Genomic DNA, 244 nt, shown 5'->3' with positions numbered 1-244 from the left:
GACAGGCCCGCCACTTCCCCCACTTCCTGGTCATAGCCATCCGCGCCCTGCAGCCGCAGCCGGATCGGGAAACCGAAATGATCGACCCGAGTGGTATTGATGTAGATGCCCGCATTGGGCGGGAACGCCATTTCGACGAAGTCGAAGGTCACGTCCAGATTGGGATCATCCTTGTTTTCGATATTGGCGCCCGCATAAGCCAGCTCGCCGTTGACATCCTTGTTCACCTGGATATACATCGGCG

At 57.8% G+C, this 244-nt stretch carries 1 protein-coding gene; it reads right to left on the bottom strand.

The features are described from left to right. Positions 1-244 (bottom strand): beta-1,3-glucanase family protein (locus KVT34_RS30910; RefSeq protein WP_254635260.1); only part of this gene is annotated, 244 nt, incomplete at both ends.

Origin of the sequence: Paenibacillus sp. GbtcB18 (assembly GCF_019091125.1) — a bacterium.
Lineage (GTDB): Bacteria > Bacillota > Bacilli > Paenibacillales > NBRC-103111 > Paenibacillus_F > Paenibacillus_F chitinolyticus.
This window is presented reverse-complemented; position numbering and strand designations above follow the sequence as displayed.